Source organism: Sphaerisporangium sp. NPDC005289 (genome assembly GCF_040607455.1).
Lineage (GTDB): Bacteria > Actinomycetota > Actinomycetes > Streptosporangiales > Streptosporangiaceae > Sphaerisporangium > Sphaerisporangium rhizosphaerae.
Window position 1 is genome coordinate 1 of record NZ_JBEXGS010000002.1, and the last position, 14,065, is coordinate 14,065.

Below are 14,065 nucleotides of genomic sequence, written 5' to 3' on the forward strand. Positions count from 1 at the left end.
CGGCTCGTCGGATCGCCCTTGAGCATGGCGTCGAGGATGGCGTCGCTGATCTGGTCGGCGATCTTGTCCGGGTGACCCTCGGTGACCGACTCGGAGGTGAACAGGCGGCGGGACATCTTCACTCCTCGGGAATCTTGGCGCGAGATCCGAATTCTCGCGTCCTGTGCTCAAGCTCGATTAGAAACGACTGCGGACGGCCATGCCGACAAAGATCACGGGCTGGAGAGTGGCCGCCGTCGTGGCGATGGTGAGCCGATGGCGATATTCGCCTGAGAAAAGCAAGGGCCATCGTGCGAATGGCGCTCGCGCGATGGCCCTTGCCCGCGTGGGGACTTACCGCGAAGGAAACCAGCGACCAGGGACATCACCTCTTCATGCGGTTAAAAATCCTTGCAAGCTCGATTGATTCGATGCTAGACCGGAGCCCGACCCCGCTGAAACCCCAGTGCGACCCCTACCGTCCGGGCCGCCGATAGCCGCGTTATCGAGGACACCCCGGCGATGCTTTTCAAAGGGGCTCGCAGCCCGCGCGCGCGGGGATACCCCACGCGTTTCCCGCCGTTCACCCTATTACCGCCACCGGCCCCGTCGCACGCCGCGCGGGCCGTCGGCGGCGGCGGGCGCCGCGCCGTCCCGCCCCGTGCGCCGTGCTCCCCACCGACCCCTGGCCAGGATATTCTCCGGTCGATAACCGGATGCGCAGGCGGCCTTTCGGCGTCCGGAATATGCCCTAGTTGTCGTGCGCACCGAGTTGTACCATGCGAAGACAAGTGGTCAAGGTCGGCGAGGGGGCGATCGGCGCCGCGAGGCTCCGCCGCATGTCCGGGCATTCGATCCACTCAAGCCCGAAAAACCGCGTCACCTGAGCGGTGTGTCCGATACTGGGAGAGCGCGAAGACTTCGGGTGGTCCCGCGGGTTCTCTTGCAAGGAGTCACAGGTGGAGTTCCGAATCCTGGGGCCGCTGGAGGTGGTCGAGGGCACTGAGCGGCTGGACGTGGGGGGGACGCGGCAGCGCATCACTCTGGCCAACCTCCTGCTCGACCCCAACCGCGTCGTCACGGTCGACCGGCTCGCCGAGGCCATCTACGGCATCGCCCTGCCGCCCACCGCGCGCGCGCAGGTCCAGATCTGCATTTCCTCGTTGCGCCGGCTCTTCGCCGCGTACGGAGGCGCGGACCTCATCACCACCCAGTCGCGCGGTTACATGATCCGCGTCGACGAAGGCCGCCTGGACGCCCAGCGCTTCGAGGCGCTGACCCAGCGGGCCCGGCGCGCCAGGGACGCCGGCGACGCCGACCAGGCGGTGCTGGCCTACCGCGAGGCGCTGGCGCTGTGGCGCAGCGAGGAGGCCCTGGACGGCATCGAGAGCAGGCCGGTGCAGTCGGCGGCGAGCCGGCTGACCGAAGAGCGGATGACGACCAACGAGGACTGCCTGCAGCTCGAGCTCGACCTCGGACGGCACGAGCAGCTGATCGGCGAGCTCACCCAGCTCGTCGACCGCTACCCGCTCCGCGAGCGCCTGCGCGGCCAGCTCATGCTGGCCCTGTACCGCGCCGACCGCCGGGCCGAGGCCCTGCAGGTCTACCGGCTGGCCCGCCAGACCATGATCGAGGAGCTGGGCATCGAGCCCAACGAGCAGCTCCAGCGCCTGGAACACGCCATCCTCACCGCCGATTCGAGCCTGGACCCGCCGGGCAAGGCCGCCGTCATCTCCGCCGAGGCGCCGCGGGCGCCGTCCGTGACCGCGGTGCCCTTCCTGCTGCCGAGCGCGATCGCCGACTTCACCGGGCGCAGGAAGCAGATCGACGCGATCGAACGCGAACTGGCGATCGCCGAGGAGGACCCCACCCGGTTCGCCGTGCCGATCATCATCGTCGCCGGCAAGGGCGGCATCGGCAAGACCACCGTCGCGGTGCACGCCGCGCACACCGTGGCCGGCCGCTACCCCGACGGCCGGCTGTTCGCCGACCTGCACGGCGGCGGTTCCCGGCAGGTCAGCCCGATGCACGTGCTCGAACGGTTCCTGCGCGCGCTCGGCGTCCCCGGCAGCGCGATGCCCGAGAGCCTGGAGGAGCGCGCCGAGATGTACCGCGCGCTCCTCGCCGACCGCAGGACCCTGGTGGTGCTGGACGACGCGTCCGGCGAGAGCCAGGTCCTGCCGCTCCTGCCCGGCACCCGCACCTCCGCGGTGATCATCAGCAGCCGCAGCCGCCTCGCCGGGCTGGCCGGGGCGCTCCACGTCGACATCGGCGTCTTCGACACCGACCAGTCCATCGAGATGCTCGAGCGCATCGCCGGCGCCGAGCGGGTCCGGTCGGAGATCGAGTCGGCCAGGGCGCTGGCGGAGCTGTGCGGGCACCTGCCGCTGGCGCTGCGCATCGCCGGCGCCCGCCTGGCCGCCCGTCCCCACTGGCGCATCGAGCAGCTCGTGGGCCGCCTGGCGGACGAGACGCGCCGGCTCGACGAGCTCAACCACGGCGACATGGGCATCCGCGCGAGCCTCTCGCTGACCTACGAGTCGGTCGGCGAGCAGGCCAGGCGGCTGTTCCGCCGGCTGGCGATCCTCGACAGCGGGGTCTTCTCCGTCTGGACCGGCGCGGCGCTGATGGACGTGCCCTTCTTCGACGCCGAGGAACTGTTCGACGAGCTGGCCGACGCCCAGCTCATCGAGGCGACCGGCGGGCACGGCCCCTACAGCGCCTACCGCTTCCACGACCTGGTGCGCGTGTACGCCCGCGAGTGCCTGGCGGCGGAGGAGACCTCCGCCGAGCGCAAGGCCGCGCTGGGACGGGCGCTCGGCGGTCTGCTGTTCCTGGCCGAGGCCGCCCACCGCCGCGCCTACGGCGGCGACTACGTCCAGATCCACAGCGGCGCCGAGCGGTGGGCCCTGCCCGACAAGCTGACCGGCGTGCTGGTCGCCGATCCGTTCGCCTGGTACGAAGCCGAGCGCACGCTGCTGGTCTCCGGCATCCGCCAGGCCGCGCACGCGGGCTTCATCGACCTGACGTGGGACCTGGCGGTCAGCGCGGTCACCCTGTTCGAGTCGCGGATGTACCTGGACGACTGGCGCGAGACCCACGCCATCGCCCTCGCGGCCACCCGGCAGGCCGGCGACGTCCGAGGTGAGGCCGCGATGTTGTACTCCACGGGCACTCTGAAGCTCACCGAGAGGCGCCTGGCGGAGGCGTCGCTGGACTACGAGGAGGCGCTGCGCCTGTTCGCCGAGGTCGGCGACGACAAGGGCACCGCTCTGGTACTGCAGGTCATGAGCCTGCTGGACCGCGTGGGCGGCCGGTTCGAGCAGGCGATGGCGCGCGCCCGGCAGGCGCTGGAGATCTTCACCGGCACCGGCGACCAGGTGGCCGCCGCGTACGTGCTGCACAACATGGCCCAGGTGCGGCTGGAGAGCGGCGACTCCGCGGGGGGCGAGAGCGCCGGCGAGCTGCTGGCCCAGGCGCTGGACCTCAGCCGCCAGGGCGGCAGCAGGAGGGTGGAGGCCCAGGTGCTGCACCGGATGGGCCATGCCCATCTGGCATCGCACGAGCCCGACAAGGCCGTCGAGGTCTTCGAGACGGCGCTGACCATGGTGCGCGAGCTCGGCGACACCTCCGGGGAGACCTACATCTTCAACGGGCTCGGCGTCGCCCGGCTGCGGCAGGGCGAGGCCGCGGCGGCGGAGGACGCACTGCACGAGTCGGTGCGGCTGGCCGTGAGCACGGGCGACCTGCTGGCCGAGGGCCGTTCGCTGCTCGGCCTCGGCGAGGTGGCGATCGCCCGCCACGACGGCGAACGGGCCGTCGCGCTGTGTGAGCGGGCGCTGGACATCTTCAGGTCGATCAGCACACCGACCTTCGAGGAGCGGGCTGTGGCGTTGCTGGAGGAGGCGCGGGGCATGCTCGCGCCCGCGGAGCGCATGGGCGAGACGGGCGAACTGGTAGGCTGACCCGCCTGGACGCCGGAGCGGACCGGCCGACTCGCGCTCCCCGCGAGAGGCGTCCCGCGGTCAAGACCCGAAGACCGGTCGTGGCCCTAGGGGCGGTCGCGGCTTAAGGCCGATCATGACCCAAGGCCGGTCGTGGTCCAAGGGCGGTCGCGGCCGGGCCGCCGGTCGCCGCGCGGGGCCGGGAGGCGTCGCGGGTGCCGGACGGCGTCACCGGGAAACAAGTGCCGCGACGGCAATGTGCGCCCGGTGTGCAATCTCGTCCTTTCGCGCATTGGACGCCGGAATGCGCGCCGCCGCATCTCGCAAACAGCTATTGTCGGCGGCGGCGGCCGAATAAGAGCGTGCCAGGCGGTGCCCGCCGGCCGCGAATACGCGGGAAATCCCCCGTGCGAGCGTTGCCGAGCGGCCGCGACCTCCGGCCGGCGCCACGCCGGTCTTTTTCCCCGGGCGTCCCCGCGCGCACCCTTAGTACCCCGTGCCCGGCCCTAGCCCGGCGTCCGGCCGTCCCGAGAAAGATTGGCGTTGACGCCTCGTGGAACGGCGGCGTCGATACGCTTGGATCGTGATCGCCATGCGAGTGAGGTACGAAAGGTCCCCGGGGGCCGGCGTTTCCGATTTCGCCGTTTCCTTCGGGAAACGAAACGCCGCCGTCCCGCCATCCCGGCCGCGGACCGGCGGACGCTCGCGCGACGGCGTCTCGCCTTGGCCGGTCTTCCCCATACCTTTTGGCGCGAGCCCGCTCGCCCTCAGCCCCCTGCCGCACCTCGAGGGATCATGATCAAGTCAATCCTGCCCGACTTCGTCGCGGCCGTCGACGTGTTCACCGATCCACCCGACCCGATGCTCTTCCCCGAAGAGGAGCAGGTGGTCGTGCACGCCGACGACCGTCGGCGGCAGGAGTTCAGCACGGCGCGGGTGTGCGCCCATGACGCGCTGCGCAAACTCGGCGTGCGTCCGGGCCCGGTGCTGCCCGGGCTGCGCGGGGAGCCCCAGTGGCCCACGGGCGTGGTCGGCAGCATCACCCACTGCGCCGGCTACCGCGGGGCCGTCGTCGCGGCCGCCTCCAAGGTCACGGCCATCGGCATCGACGCCGAGCCCAACGAGCCGCTCGTGCCGGGCGTGCTGGAGGCCATCTCCCTGCCCGAGGAGCGTGAGAGCCTGGCCAAGCTCACCGCCCGGCATCCCCGCGTGCAGTGGGACCGCATGCTCTTCAGCGCGAAGGAGTCGGTGTTCAAGGCGTGGTTCCCGCTGGCCAAGCGGTGGCTCGACTTCCAGGACATTCTGATCAACGTCGACCCGGCCAACGGCGAGTTCACCGCATGGCTGCGGATCGGCGGGCCGCGGGTGCGCGGCCTGCGCATCACGGTCTTCTCCGGTCGCTGGGTCTCCGACGCCGGGCTCGTGCTGACCGCCGTGGTGCTGCCGGCTCCGGGCCGTGCGGGCTCCCCCCGGCCGGGCGCCGTCCACCGCGCCCCGGTCCAGGGACGACCGCCGCACGCGATGTGACCGCCGCCGCCTCTCCGGCTCCCCGGCATGATCGACTATCGAATACGTGTGCGAAAGTGTCGCATATACTGCGGGTATGGACACCGCGTTCCAGGCTTCGCTGCTCGACTGGGGTGACGAGGCCGGCCTCGGCCCGCTGGGGCCGGCGGTCCGGCGCACCCGTCTGGCCCACGGCGCGTGGGTCGACGTCCGCCCGGCCTGGGTCTCCGGCGCCGACGCGTTGTTCGAGCGGCTGGCCCGGGTCGTGCCCTGGAAGGCCGAGCGGCGCCACATGTACGACCGGGTCGTCGACGTACCCCGCCTGCTGAAGTTCTACGAGGAGGGCGAGCCGCTGCCCGACCCCCTGCTGGAGGATGCCAGGCGCGCGCTCGACGCCCACTACGGCGAGGAGCTCGGCGAGCCGTTCCGCACGGCCGGGCTGTGCTTCTACCGGGACGGCCGCGACAGCGTCGCCTGGCACGGCGACCGCATCGGGCGTGGCGGCACCGAGGACACCATGGTCGCGATCATCTCCGTGGGCGTGCCGCGCAGCCTGCTGCTGCGCCCGCACGGCGGTGGAGGGCCGACGCTGCGCCACGACCTCGGCCACGGCGACCTCATCGTGATGGGCGGCAGCTGCCAGCGCACCTGGGAGCACGCCATCCCCAAGACCAGCCGTCCCACCGGCCCGCGCATCAGCATCCAGTTCCGCCCTCGCGGCGTCCGCTGACCCGTTCCCCCGTTCACGGCTCCCCCGTCGGCCGGGTGACGCCTTGGTCAGCCGCGGGGAATGAGCAGCGAGCCCATGCCGATGAACAGCGCCCCGGTGACGATGTCGAGCTTCCTGCGCGCGCGCCGGTAACTCCTGGCGATCACCGGGGTGGCCGACAGCAGGGCCACGCACCCGAACCAGGTGAAGGCGATGACGAGCATGGTGGCCAGTGTCCCCGCCCTGACCGCCATGGAGGCGCCGTGCGGCAGCAGGCTCGCGAAAAGCGCGCCGAAGAAGGCGAGGGCCTTGGGGTTGGCCAGATTGGTCAGCAGCCCGACCCGCCACTCGCGCCACCGGCTCTGCGTCGCACCCGCCTCCACCGGCGGCGTCACGCCGTCGGCCGCGCCCGCCGACCGGTCGCCGAACGCCTCCTCCGCCGAAGCGGCCATCTCCCCTGTGGCCGTCCCGGTCCGCCCGCCCGGGTCGCCCTGGTTCGTCAGGTCGGTCCCGACGGCACGCGCGGCCGGGCGGCGGGCCGCGCGGATGGTCAGCACCCCGAGCGCGACGAGGAACAGCGCACCCGCGACGCGCGTCGCCGTGTACAGCCACTCGAATCGTTCGACGACGACCGTCAGCCCGAAGAGTGCGGCGAGCGCCCACACGGCGATGCCGGTGACCACACCCGCGGCCACCCGCAGGCCGCTCCCCCGCGACCGGCCGGCCGAGTACCGCAAAGTGATCAGGAAATCGGGCCCGGGGCTGATGACCGCGAGGGTCCAGAATCCGAGCAAGGGAAGCAACGCGAGCCAAGACATGGTGAACGATCCTCCAGGGTGCGGGTCAGCCGACCACCGGTGAGGCGATGACGACGATGATGTCGGCGGCCTGGTCTCCGGTGCGGTAGGAGTGCGGGCGGTCGCCGGCGAAGGCGAGAAGGTCGCCGGGGGTGAGCTCGCGGACGTCGTCGCCCGGACCGGCGGCGACCGCGCCGGAGGCGATCAGCAGGTGCTCGACGGTGCCGGGCGCGTGCGGCACCCCGGCGAGGCCGGTGCGCGGCGGCATGCGCAGGCGCCACAGTTCGAGACTGTGCCCGCTGCCGACTCGGCGCAGCAGTTCCCGGGTGGGCTCGTCCTGGCTGGCGACGGTGGCCGGGACGCGGACCGGGCCGGAGTCGGTGTCCCGGGCCAGCAGGTCGGTCAGCGGGATGTGCAGGGCGACGGCGACGGCGTCCAGGGTGTCGATCGTCGGGTTGCCGGTTCCCGCCTCCAGCCCCGACAGCGTCGCCTTGCTGAGCCCGGCACGGCGGGCCAGCTCGGCCGCCGACATGCCGCGCTGCGCGCGCCGCCGCCGGATCTGCTCCCCCACGGCCACCGCCGCCCCGCCGCCGTCCGGACGCCGCTCCCCGTTCATGTCGCCCGCCCGGAGAGACGCGCCGCAAGCGCGACCGACCGCGCGCCCACGTAATGAACCATACGTTCACTATACCGAACGTATTTGTCAGGCGCATCGTTCCGACGTCTCGCCGGCCTTCAGAAGCGGTAGCGCAGGATGCGGCCGACCTTCCTGAGGAAGTAGAAGCGGTTCATGACGGCCAGGGCGGCGCGGTACCCCGCGGGGAAACGGGCCACCTCCGGGACATCGGAGAAGAACAGCTCCTCGGCGAGGTGGAGGCCCGGGACGGCGGCGGTGAGTTCGGCGGGGTCGTCCAGGCCCCAGCGCAGGGTGGCGCCGGTCGCGCGGATGGCGGGCTGGAAGCGGCTGAACCTCACGGCGAGGTGGCTGAGCGCGTCGAAGACGATCTCGCCGGCGGGGAACCGGCCGGTGATCCGGCGCAGGAGGTCATGGACCTCCTCGGTGGTGAGGTACATCATCAGGCCCTCGGCCACGACCAGCACCGGGCGGTCGGCGGGCACGCGCGGCAGCCATCCCGGGTCGGTCGCGGGCAGGCCGATCATGGTGTAACCGGTCGTCGCGGTGCCCTCGCGAGGTGGGAAGAGGCGTTCGCGCAGGGCGATGATGTCGGGGTAGTCGACGTCGAACCACCGGACGGCCTCCGGCGGGTCGAGGCGGTGGACGCGGGTGTCCAGGCCGCAGGCCAGGTGGACCACCGTCGCCCGCGGATCGACGGCGAGGCGGCCGGCGGTGAGGGTGTCGAAGGTCTTGCCCCGGATGGCCACGCCCAGCGCGTCCGTGGAGCGCATCCTCAGCTTGCCGAAGTCGTAGTCGATGCGATCGAAGGCCCGCTCTGCCAGCGGATCGCGCAGGACCGGGTCCGGTGTGCGGCTGTGCACGGCGCGGCCGTACAGGGTGGCGAGGAGGGTCTCCTTCTCCTTGGTGAGGTGGACCTTCTCGGTACCCATCCCTCCAGCGTAGACCCGACCGGCAGGGAGTCCGCGCAGGTCAGCACGGGTCCGCACGACGGAGTTGCGCTAGCCCGGGGGCTTCGGGCCGGTGGACCAGCCGGCGTGGCGGGCGGTGGCGATGGCCTCCTTCAAGGCCAGCCGGCTGACATCGGCGCGCAGCCCGGCCAGGCGCAGCACGTGGCCGTCCTCGGCGACGGCGTACTCGTGGCGGTCGCCGTCGGTGCGGTACCACCCCACCTCGTCCCGGTCGCAGGAGACCCGCACGTCGGACAGGTCGGCGTCGGGCAGGTCGCCGGCGGCGGCCGGCGTGGGCGAAGCAGGGGCGGCGGCCGGCGGAGGCGAGGCGGGGGCCGGCGTGGACGAGGCGGGGGCGGGGGTGGCGGCGGACGGCCTGGGGTCGGGGTCGTCGGTGGGCGGGTCGTCGGTGTGGACGGGCCAGTGGCGGCAGATCTCGTCACTGAAGGAACCGCGGTCGACGCCGAACCACACCTGCCGGCCTTCGCCGGAGATGTAGTAGGTCTGGAAGCCCTCGTCGTTGTAGACGCTCACGGACTGCCTCGCCGGCTCGTATCCCGGCAGGTCGACCACGTACACCAGGTCGGGGGACACCCCCTGCTCCCTGAGGTCGTCGAACTGCACCCCGGCCAGCGTCACCCCGGTGCCGCAGCCCGACACCAGGACGAGCCCGGGCATGATGAGCAGGCCGGCACGTCGTATCACGCTGACACCTTCTCCTACGGCGTCCTCACCGGCCGGGTCATTGGGCGACCTGATCCCCGAACAGGCCGGACCTTTACCTTCGGGCGCCGCTCCGCTCCCCGGCTCCCCCCTCCGGCGGCGACCGCAGCAGCCACGGGGAAGCCGGGCAGGAGGTCAGCGGAGCGCACGGGCCTGGCGTGCGGACAGGCCCGTGGCACGTGGGGATCAAGGGCGCGTCCAAGATCGGGTGCCGAAAGAGCGGCATGCCCGGGAGGCGATCGCTATGGCGAAGTCGAGCGCCGCGATGAAGGCGCCGGCGTCGAGTCGCCCGGCGAAGCCCGCCGGCCCGCCGTCCGCCGGCATCGCCCGGCACAGCGCGAAGGTCAGGGCCCCGTGCAGGACGTCGCCGGCGCCGAGGGTGTCCACGACGTCGACCCGCGGAACAGGCCGCATCCCCGTCCCACCCGGCGCCGAGACCCCCGTCCCACCCGGCGCCGAGACTCCCAAGTCACCAGGCGCCGAGACCCGCGTCTCCCCCGGCATCGACGGGTCCTCGCGGCTTTTCGGAGGTGAGGCCACGTGGTCGTCCCCCAGGAAAGGCGGCGCCTCGGCGGTGGCGCGTCCCGCCGTAGGTGTTCGGGGGGACACGGTTCGCACCACGTCGGGACCGTCGTCCCGCCTCGGGCCTCGCCACAGCACCGGGGCCGGGCCGCGGGTGACCGCCGTCCACGGCACGCCGGCCGCGTGCAGGTGGGCGAGCGCCTCCTCGGGCGTCCGGGTGCCGGGCGGGTGGAACTCGGCGGACGCCACGGCGACGTCGATGTAGGGCAGCAGTTCGGCCGTGCCGGACTTCCAGCTCCCGGCGTCGAGGACGGTGAGGCGGCCCTGCTCGCGCGCGGCCCGCGCCGCGGCGAGGGCCAGGCGCGGGTGGTGGCCGTCCAGGTGCACCGCCTGGCTCGCCGCCACCAGCGAAGCGAGATCGGAGGGCGGCTCGGCGCGCTGGTGGGCGGCGTTCACCGAGACCACCGCCCGGTCCCCGCTTCCCCGGGTCACCATGATGGTGGAAACGGCCGGCGGCTCGGTCGCCGCCGGGGTGGCGTCCACGCGGCGCACGCCGTACTCGGCGAGGTCGGCGTCGATGCCGGTGACCAGCGGATGCGCGCCGACCGCGCTGAGCAGCGTCGCCTCGCCGCCGAGATGGGAGAAGGCGACGGCCGCGTTGGTCGCCGGTCCCCCCGCGGCGACGACCTGGGCCAACGCCGTGATCTTCTCGTTGGGCGAGGGCATCCGTTCGACCGACTGCACCAGGTCGAGCGTGCACAACCCGGCGAACAGCGCCCGCGACATCGTCATGCCCAAACGTAACCACACGCCCGAACCCACGCCGCGCTCTCCCCTGGCGACCGGCCGCCGTGGTCGGTGGAACGGCCGGACCGGCGCACCGTCGAATCCGACCGATCCGGCTCGCCACCGGACGCGACCGGCTCGGCCGACCGGTCCGCCTCGCCACCGGATCCGACCGGCTCGGCCGACCGGTCCGGCTCGCCACTGGAACCGACCGGCTCGGCCGAGCGGGCCGACGTACCGCCGGGAACCACTCGCCGGCTCACCAGGCGGGCGCGCGCGACGGCCCGCTACCGCGCCGGAGCCAGGGCGGCGTCCGGGCGGTCGACGTACAGCCTGTCGAACTCGGCCAGGTTGGCGAAGCCGGCGAAGTTCGCGTTCACCTCCGTGCGCTCCACGGCGCTCGGGTTGGCGTTGGTGCAGCTCACCGGGGCGCTGGAGCCGGACATCAGGTCGCTGCAGCGGCCGGTGCGGCGGTCGGGCAGGCCGAGGATGTGCCCCATCTCGTGGGTGGCGATGCGCAGCGGGTAGTACCCCTCCGCGGTCGCCTCGCGGCCCATCCAGATCGTGCCGCGGCCGAGGCCGGCCATCTGCGTGCGCGGCCAGCCGTTGTCGGCGAGCACGACGAAGTCGGCGGGGGTGCCGGCGACCAGGCGGACGTTGGTCACACTGGCGTTCCACACCTGCGCGGCCTGGTCCATGACGGTGCGGAACTCGGCGGCGCGGGTCGCGTCGTACCGCAGCACGCGGACGGCGGCGCCGACCTGTGCGGAGGCCGCCGGGGCGGGCGACACGGTGACGAGGAAGGCCAGGCCGAGCAGCAGAGCCGAGACGGTGCGAAGGATTCGTGACACGTGATCGGGTCTCCTCAAGGTGGGGACGGCCACCGCGAGGCACGCCGAAGGGATCACCGGCACGGCGGCCCGCGACCTGCGGAGTCCTCGGGTGAGGCTCCCGCCAACGTACGCGCGCCGCCCTCCACCCGGGGATACGCCAGTTCCCCCCTACCACCGCGTTATGGATCGCCGCACAGCCGCACCTCGATGCCGCCGGTGGCGTCATGGGGTGGCACGCGGAACCGTCACGACAAAGCAGTCGCGAATGTCCCCTGAACGCACCACAGGACGGGCCCCGCGCGGCGGTGCCGTCATGGGGCGTGGATCGGGGACAGGGCGTTGTGTCAGAGGGTCAGGGGGATCCATTCGCCGTGCTCGCCGCCGCGCAGCAGAGTGGTCAGCCCGGCGTCGTCGAAGGCTCGGTCGATGTCGGCGCGGCCCTCGCTGAAGTGCGCCCATCCGTCGTAGTGCGCGGGGATGACGATCGGCGCTCCCAGCACGGCCGCGGCCGCGCCGGCGCGCTCGCTGGTGAGCGTGAGAGGCCGGCCGCGTTCCTTCCGCGGCACCCGTGCCCCGCCGACGAACAGCACGGCCGCGTCGACCGGCCCCACCCGCCGGGCGATCTCGGCGACCACGCCGAGCGAGGCGTTGTCACCGCTGACGTACACGGTCGGCAGATCTTGGCCGGCCAGCAGGAAGCCGGTGACCTCGCAGTTCACGTGGCCGTCCTCGTCGCGCGCCCCGTCCTGCGGGCCGTGCACGGCGGGCAGGGCGTGGACCGAAAGGCGCCCGCCGCCGTCGGCGCGCGGCAGCTCGTAGGTGGTCCAGGGGGCGAGCCCGATGGCCGGCGGCCCGAGCCGCCGGGCGGTCGCCGGCCCGGTCAGCAGCACCGGCGCGGCCAGCGCGAACGCGCGCCCGCGGTCGTCGAGGTTGTCCGGGTGCAGGTCGTGGCTGACCAGCACCGCGTCCACGGGGCCGACCTCGTCCTCGGAGGCGGCGGGACCGGTGAGCTTGGTCAGGTACGCGTGCGGCCCCGGGTCGTCGAACGTGGGGTCGGCGACCAGTCGCAGGCCGCCGATGTCGATGACCGTCGTGGGCCCGCCCAGCACGGTGACCGCGCACTCCTGCCGCTCCACCCCGATGCGCCCCGTCATATCGGCTCCTTCCGCTCCCCTGTGGACCTGGCGTCACCCGCCTGGCCTCACCTCTTATGCCACCATGGGCGCCCGCCGGTCGCGCCGGGAGGGCGGGCGGGCAGGGCGCGCGGACGGGTCAGGCGCGGTTCCTGGCCTCGTCGTAGTGGTCGCGGGCCTCCATGATCTTGGGCATCTGGCCCCCCAGCCACTCGTACAGGCCGAGCAGACGACGGGCGGCCTCCTGGCCGAGCGGGGTGAGGCTGTACTCCACGCGGGGCGGGATGGTGTGCTGCGCCTCGCGGTGGATCAGGCCGTCGCGTTCGAGGGCCTGCAGGGTCTGCGCCAGCATCTTCTCGCTGACCCCGTCGACCCTGCGGCGCAGCGCGTTGAAGCGGTAGGGGCCCTCGCTGAGCGCGAGCATGGCCAGGATGCCCCAGCGGCCGGTGATGTGCTCCATCGTCTCGCGCGAGGGGCATCCGCGGGCGAACACGTCGAAGATGAGCCGCCCGTGCTCCTCGGCCTGGGCGGTGCCCTGCTCGTTCATGGTCGCAGCCTACGCCGTCACCTCACTGCGCGTCGCACCGTACTAACTTTTGACTAGCACTTTCTGAAAGTTAGTACTAACCTTCCCGCGAGATGTCGCCAACGAAGGAGCACAGATGATCGTCGTCACCGCCGCGACCGGGCAGCTCGGCCGCCGCGTCGTGGAAGGACTGCTGGAGCGCGTCCCCACCGGCCAGATCGTGGCGGCCGTGCGCAGCCCCGAGAAGGCCGCCGACCTCGCCGCCCGCGGCGTGCTGGTCCGCGAGGCCGACTACGACCGGCCCGAGACGCTGAAGGGGGCCTTCGGGGCCGGGGACGTCGTACTGCTCATCTCCTCGGACCTGGTGGGCGGCCGTCTGCCGCAGCACGTCGCCGTCGTGGACGCCGCCGTCGAGGCCGGGGTCGCCCGCATCGCCTACACCAGCCTGCTGCACGCCGACACCGCGACCGTCTCGATCGCGCCCGAGCACAAGGCCACCGAGGAGCACATCCGCGCCTCCGGCCTTCCCTTCACCTTCCTGCGCAACGGCTGGTACAGCGAGAACCACGCCGCGGCGATCGCGCAGGGCGCCGCGACCGGCTCCATCTTCGGCAGCGCCGGCGAGGGCCGCGTCGCGAGCGCCACCCGCGACGACTACGCCGCCGCCGCGGTGGCCGTGCTGACCGGCGTGGGGCACGAGAACACGGTCTACGAGCTGTCCGGGGACCTCGCCTGGAGCCTGCCCGAGCTCGCCGCCGAGGTCTCCGCGGTCGCCGGCAGGCCGGTCTCCTACCAGGACCTGCCGGTCGAGGCCTACGAGCGACTGCTGGCCGAGGCGGGGCTTGCGCCCGAGCTCGCCGCCGCCTACGCCGGCTTCGACGTCGCCATCGCCAAGGGAGAGATCGGCGACGCCACGGGCGAGCTGCGCCGGCTCATCGGGCGGCCCACCACGCCCCTGCGCGACACGGTTGCCGCCCTTCTCGGCGACGCCTGACGCTCTCACCGGGAGCGCGACCGTCCCGC

At 72.8% G+C, this 14,065-nt stretch carries 13 protein-coding genes; 4 read left to right on the plus strand and 9 right to left on the minus strand.

Features of this window, described 5'->3' with window-relative positions; all coding sequences use genetic code 11:
- On the minus strand, nt 1-116 hold a 116-nt coding region (locus ABZT47_RS02905; RefSeq protein ID WP_354836556.1), incomplete at its 3' end, for an S-adenosylmethionine synthetase N-terminal domain-containing protein.
- Nucleotides 117-938: 822 nt separating this feature from the next.
- Between ABZT47_RS02905 and ABZT47_RS02910 the strand changes: the two genes are divergently transcribed.
- The 3 genes from ABZT47_RS02910 (at nt 939) to ABZT47_RS02920 (ending at nt 6,159) form a co-directional block, all read left to right on the plus strand.
- On the plus strand, nt 939-3,944 hold the full coding sequence (locus ABZT47_RS02910; protein ID WP_354835470.1) for a BTAD domain-containing putative transcriptional regulator: 3,006 nt from the start codon (nt 939-941) through the stop codon (nt 3,942-3,944).
- Between the two features lie 774 nt (nt 3,945-4,718).
- Nucleotides 4,719-5,450, plus strand: coding sequence for a 4'-phosphopantetheinyl transferase superfamily protein (locus ABZT47_RS02915; protein ID WP_354835472.1), 732 nt, complete (start codon nt 4,719-4,721; stop codon nt 5,448-5,450).
- 76 nt (nt 5,451-5,526) lie between these two features.
- Nucleotides 5,527-6,159, plus strand: coding sequence for an alpha-ketoglutarate-dependent dioxygenase AlkB (locus ABZT47_RS02920; protein ID WP_354835474.1), 633 nt, complete (start codon nt 5,527-5,529; stop codon nt 6,157-6,159).
- Between the two features lie 47 nt (nt 6,160-6,206).
- Here ABZT47_RS02920 and ABZT47_RS02925 read toward each other — a convergent pair whose 3' ends face one another.
- The 8 genes from ABZT47_RS02925 to ABZT47_RS02960 all read right to left on the minus strand — a co-directional run bounded on the left by ABZT47_RS02925 (nt 6,207) and on the right by ABZT47_RS02960 (nt 13,063).
- Nucleotides 6,207-6,956 carry a LysE family transporter gene (locus tag ABZT47_RS02925; protein WP_354835476.1) on the minus strand — a complete coding sequence of 250 codons (750 nt, stop codon included), beginning with the start codon at nt 6,954-6,956 and terminating at the stop codon, nt 6,207-6,209.
- A 25-nt stretch (nt 6,957-6,981) separates the two neighbouring features.
- A complete protein-coding gene (locus ABZT47_RS02930) occupies nt 6,982-7,551 on the minus strand; it encodes an XRE family transcriptional regulator (protein ID WP_354835478.1) in 570 nt (189 codons plus the stop codon).
- A 119-nt stretch (nt 7,552-7,670) separates the two neighbouring features.
- The gene (locus ABZT47_RS02935) at nt 7,671-8,501 is read right to left on the minus strand and encodes a class I SAM-dependent methyltransferase (RefSeq protein ID WP_354835480.1); all 831 of its coding nucleotides are present in this window, start codon (nt 8,499-8,501) and stop codon (nt 7,671-7,673) included.
- A gap of 69 nt (nt 8,502-8,570) precedes the next feature.
- Nucleotides 8,571-9,224 carry a hypothetical protein gene (locus ABZT47_RS02940; protein ID WP_354835482.1) on the minus strand — a complete coding sequence of 218 codons (654 nt, stop codon included), beginning with the start codon at nt 9,222-9,224 and terminating at the stop codon, nt 8,571-8,573.
- 204 nt (nt 9,225-9,428) lie between these two features.
- Nucleotides 9,429-10,556, minus strand: a complete 1,128-nt coding sequence (locus ABZT47_RS02945) for a PfkB family carbohydrate kinase (protein WP_354835484.1) — start codon at nt 10,554-10,556, stop codon at nt 9,429-9,431.
- Nucleotides 10,557-10,837: 281 nt separating this feature from the next.
- Nucleotides 10,838-11,401: a snapalysin family zinc-dependent metalloprotease gene (locus tag ABZT47_RS02950; RefSeq protein WP_354835486.1), complete on the minus strand. Its 564-nt coding sequence runs from the start codon at nt 11,399-11,401 to the stop codon at nt 10,838-10,840.
- 326 nt (nt 11,402-11,727) lie between these two features.
- Nucleotides 11,728-12,537, minus strand: a complete 810-nt coding sequence (locus tag ABZT47_RS02955) for an MBL fold metallo-hydrolase (RefSeq protein WP_354835488.1) — start codon at nt 12,535-12,537, stop codon at nt 11,728-11,730.
- A 118-nt stretch (nt 12,538-12,655) separates the two neighbouring features.
- Nucleotides 12,656-13,063 carry a helix-turn-helix domain-containing protein gene (locus tag ABZT47_RS02960; protein WP_354835490.1) on the minus strand — a complete coding sequence of 136 codons (408 nt, stop codon included), beginning with the start codon at nt 13,061-13,063 and terminating at the stop codon, nt 12,656-12,658.
- A gap of 115 nt (nt 13,064-13,178) precedes the next feature.
- Here ABZT47_RS02960 and ABZT47_RS02965 point away from each other — a divergent pair, with 115 nt between their 5' ends.
- Complete coding sequence (locus ABZT47_RS02965) at nt 13,179-14,036, plus strand: SDR family oxidoreductase (RefSeq protein ID WP_354835492.1); 858 nt, start codon at nt 13,179-13,181, stop codon at nt 14,034-14,036.
- Nucleotides 14,037-14,065: the final 29 nt, after the last annotated feature.

Bases quoted from the DNA above. Each gene is read 5' to 3' on its own strand.
- ABZT47_RS02915 (WP_354835472.1), top strand. From the start codon at position 4,719: ATGATCAAGTCAATCCTGCCCGACTTCGTCGCGGCCGTCGACGTGTTC.
- ABZT47_RS02920 (WP_354835474.1), top strand. From the start codon at position 5,527: ATGGACACCGCGTTCCAGGCTTCGCTGCTCGACTGGGGTGACGAGGCC.
- ABZT47_RS02925 (WP_354835476.1), bottom strand. From the start codon at position 6,956: ATGTCTTGGCTCGCGTTGCTTCCCTTGCTCGGATTCTGGACCCTCGCG.
- ABZT47_RS02930 (WP_354835478.1), bottom strand. From the start codon at position 7,551: ATGAACGGGGAGCGGCGTCCGGACGGCGGCGGGGCGGCGGTGGCCGTG.
- ABZT47_RS02935 (WP_354835480.1), bottom strand. From the start codon at position 8,501: ATGGGTACCGAGAAGGTCCACCTCACCAAGGAGAAGGAGACCCTCCTC.
- ABZT47_RS02945 (WP_354835484.1), bottom strand. From the start codon at position 10,556: ATGACGATGTCGCGGGCGCTGTTCGCCGGGTTGTGCACGCTCGACCTG.
- ABZT47_RS02955 (WP_354835488.1), bottom strand. From the start codon at position 12,537: ATGACGGGGCGCATCGGGGTGGAGCGGCAGGAGTGCGCGGTCACCGTG.
- ABZT47_RS02960 (WP_354835490.1), bottom strand. From the start codon at position 13,063: ATGAACGAGCAGGGCACCGCCCAGGCCGAGGAGCACGGGCGGCTCATC.
- ABZT47_RS02965 (WP_354835492.1), top strand. From the start codon at position 13,179: ATGATCGTCGTCACCGCCGCGACCGGGCAGCTCGGCCGCCGCGTCGTG.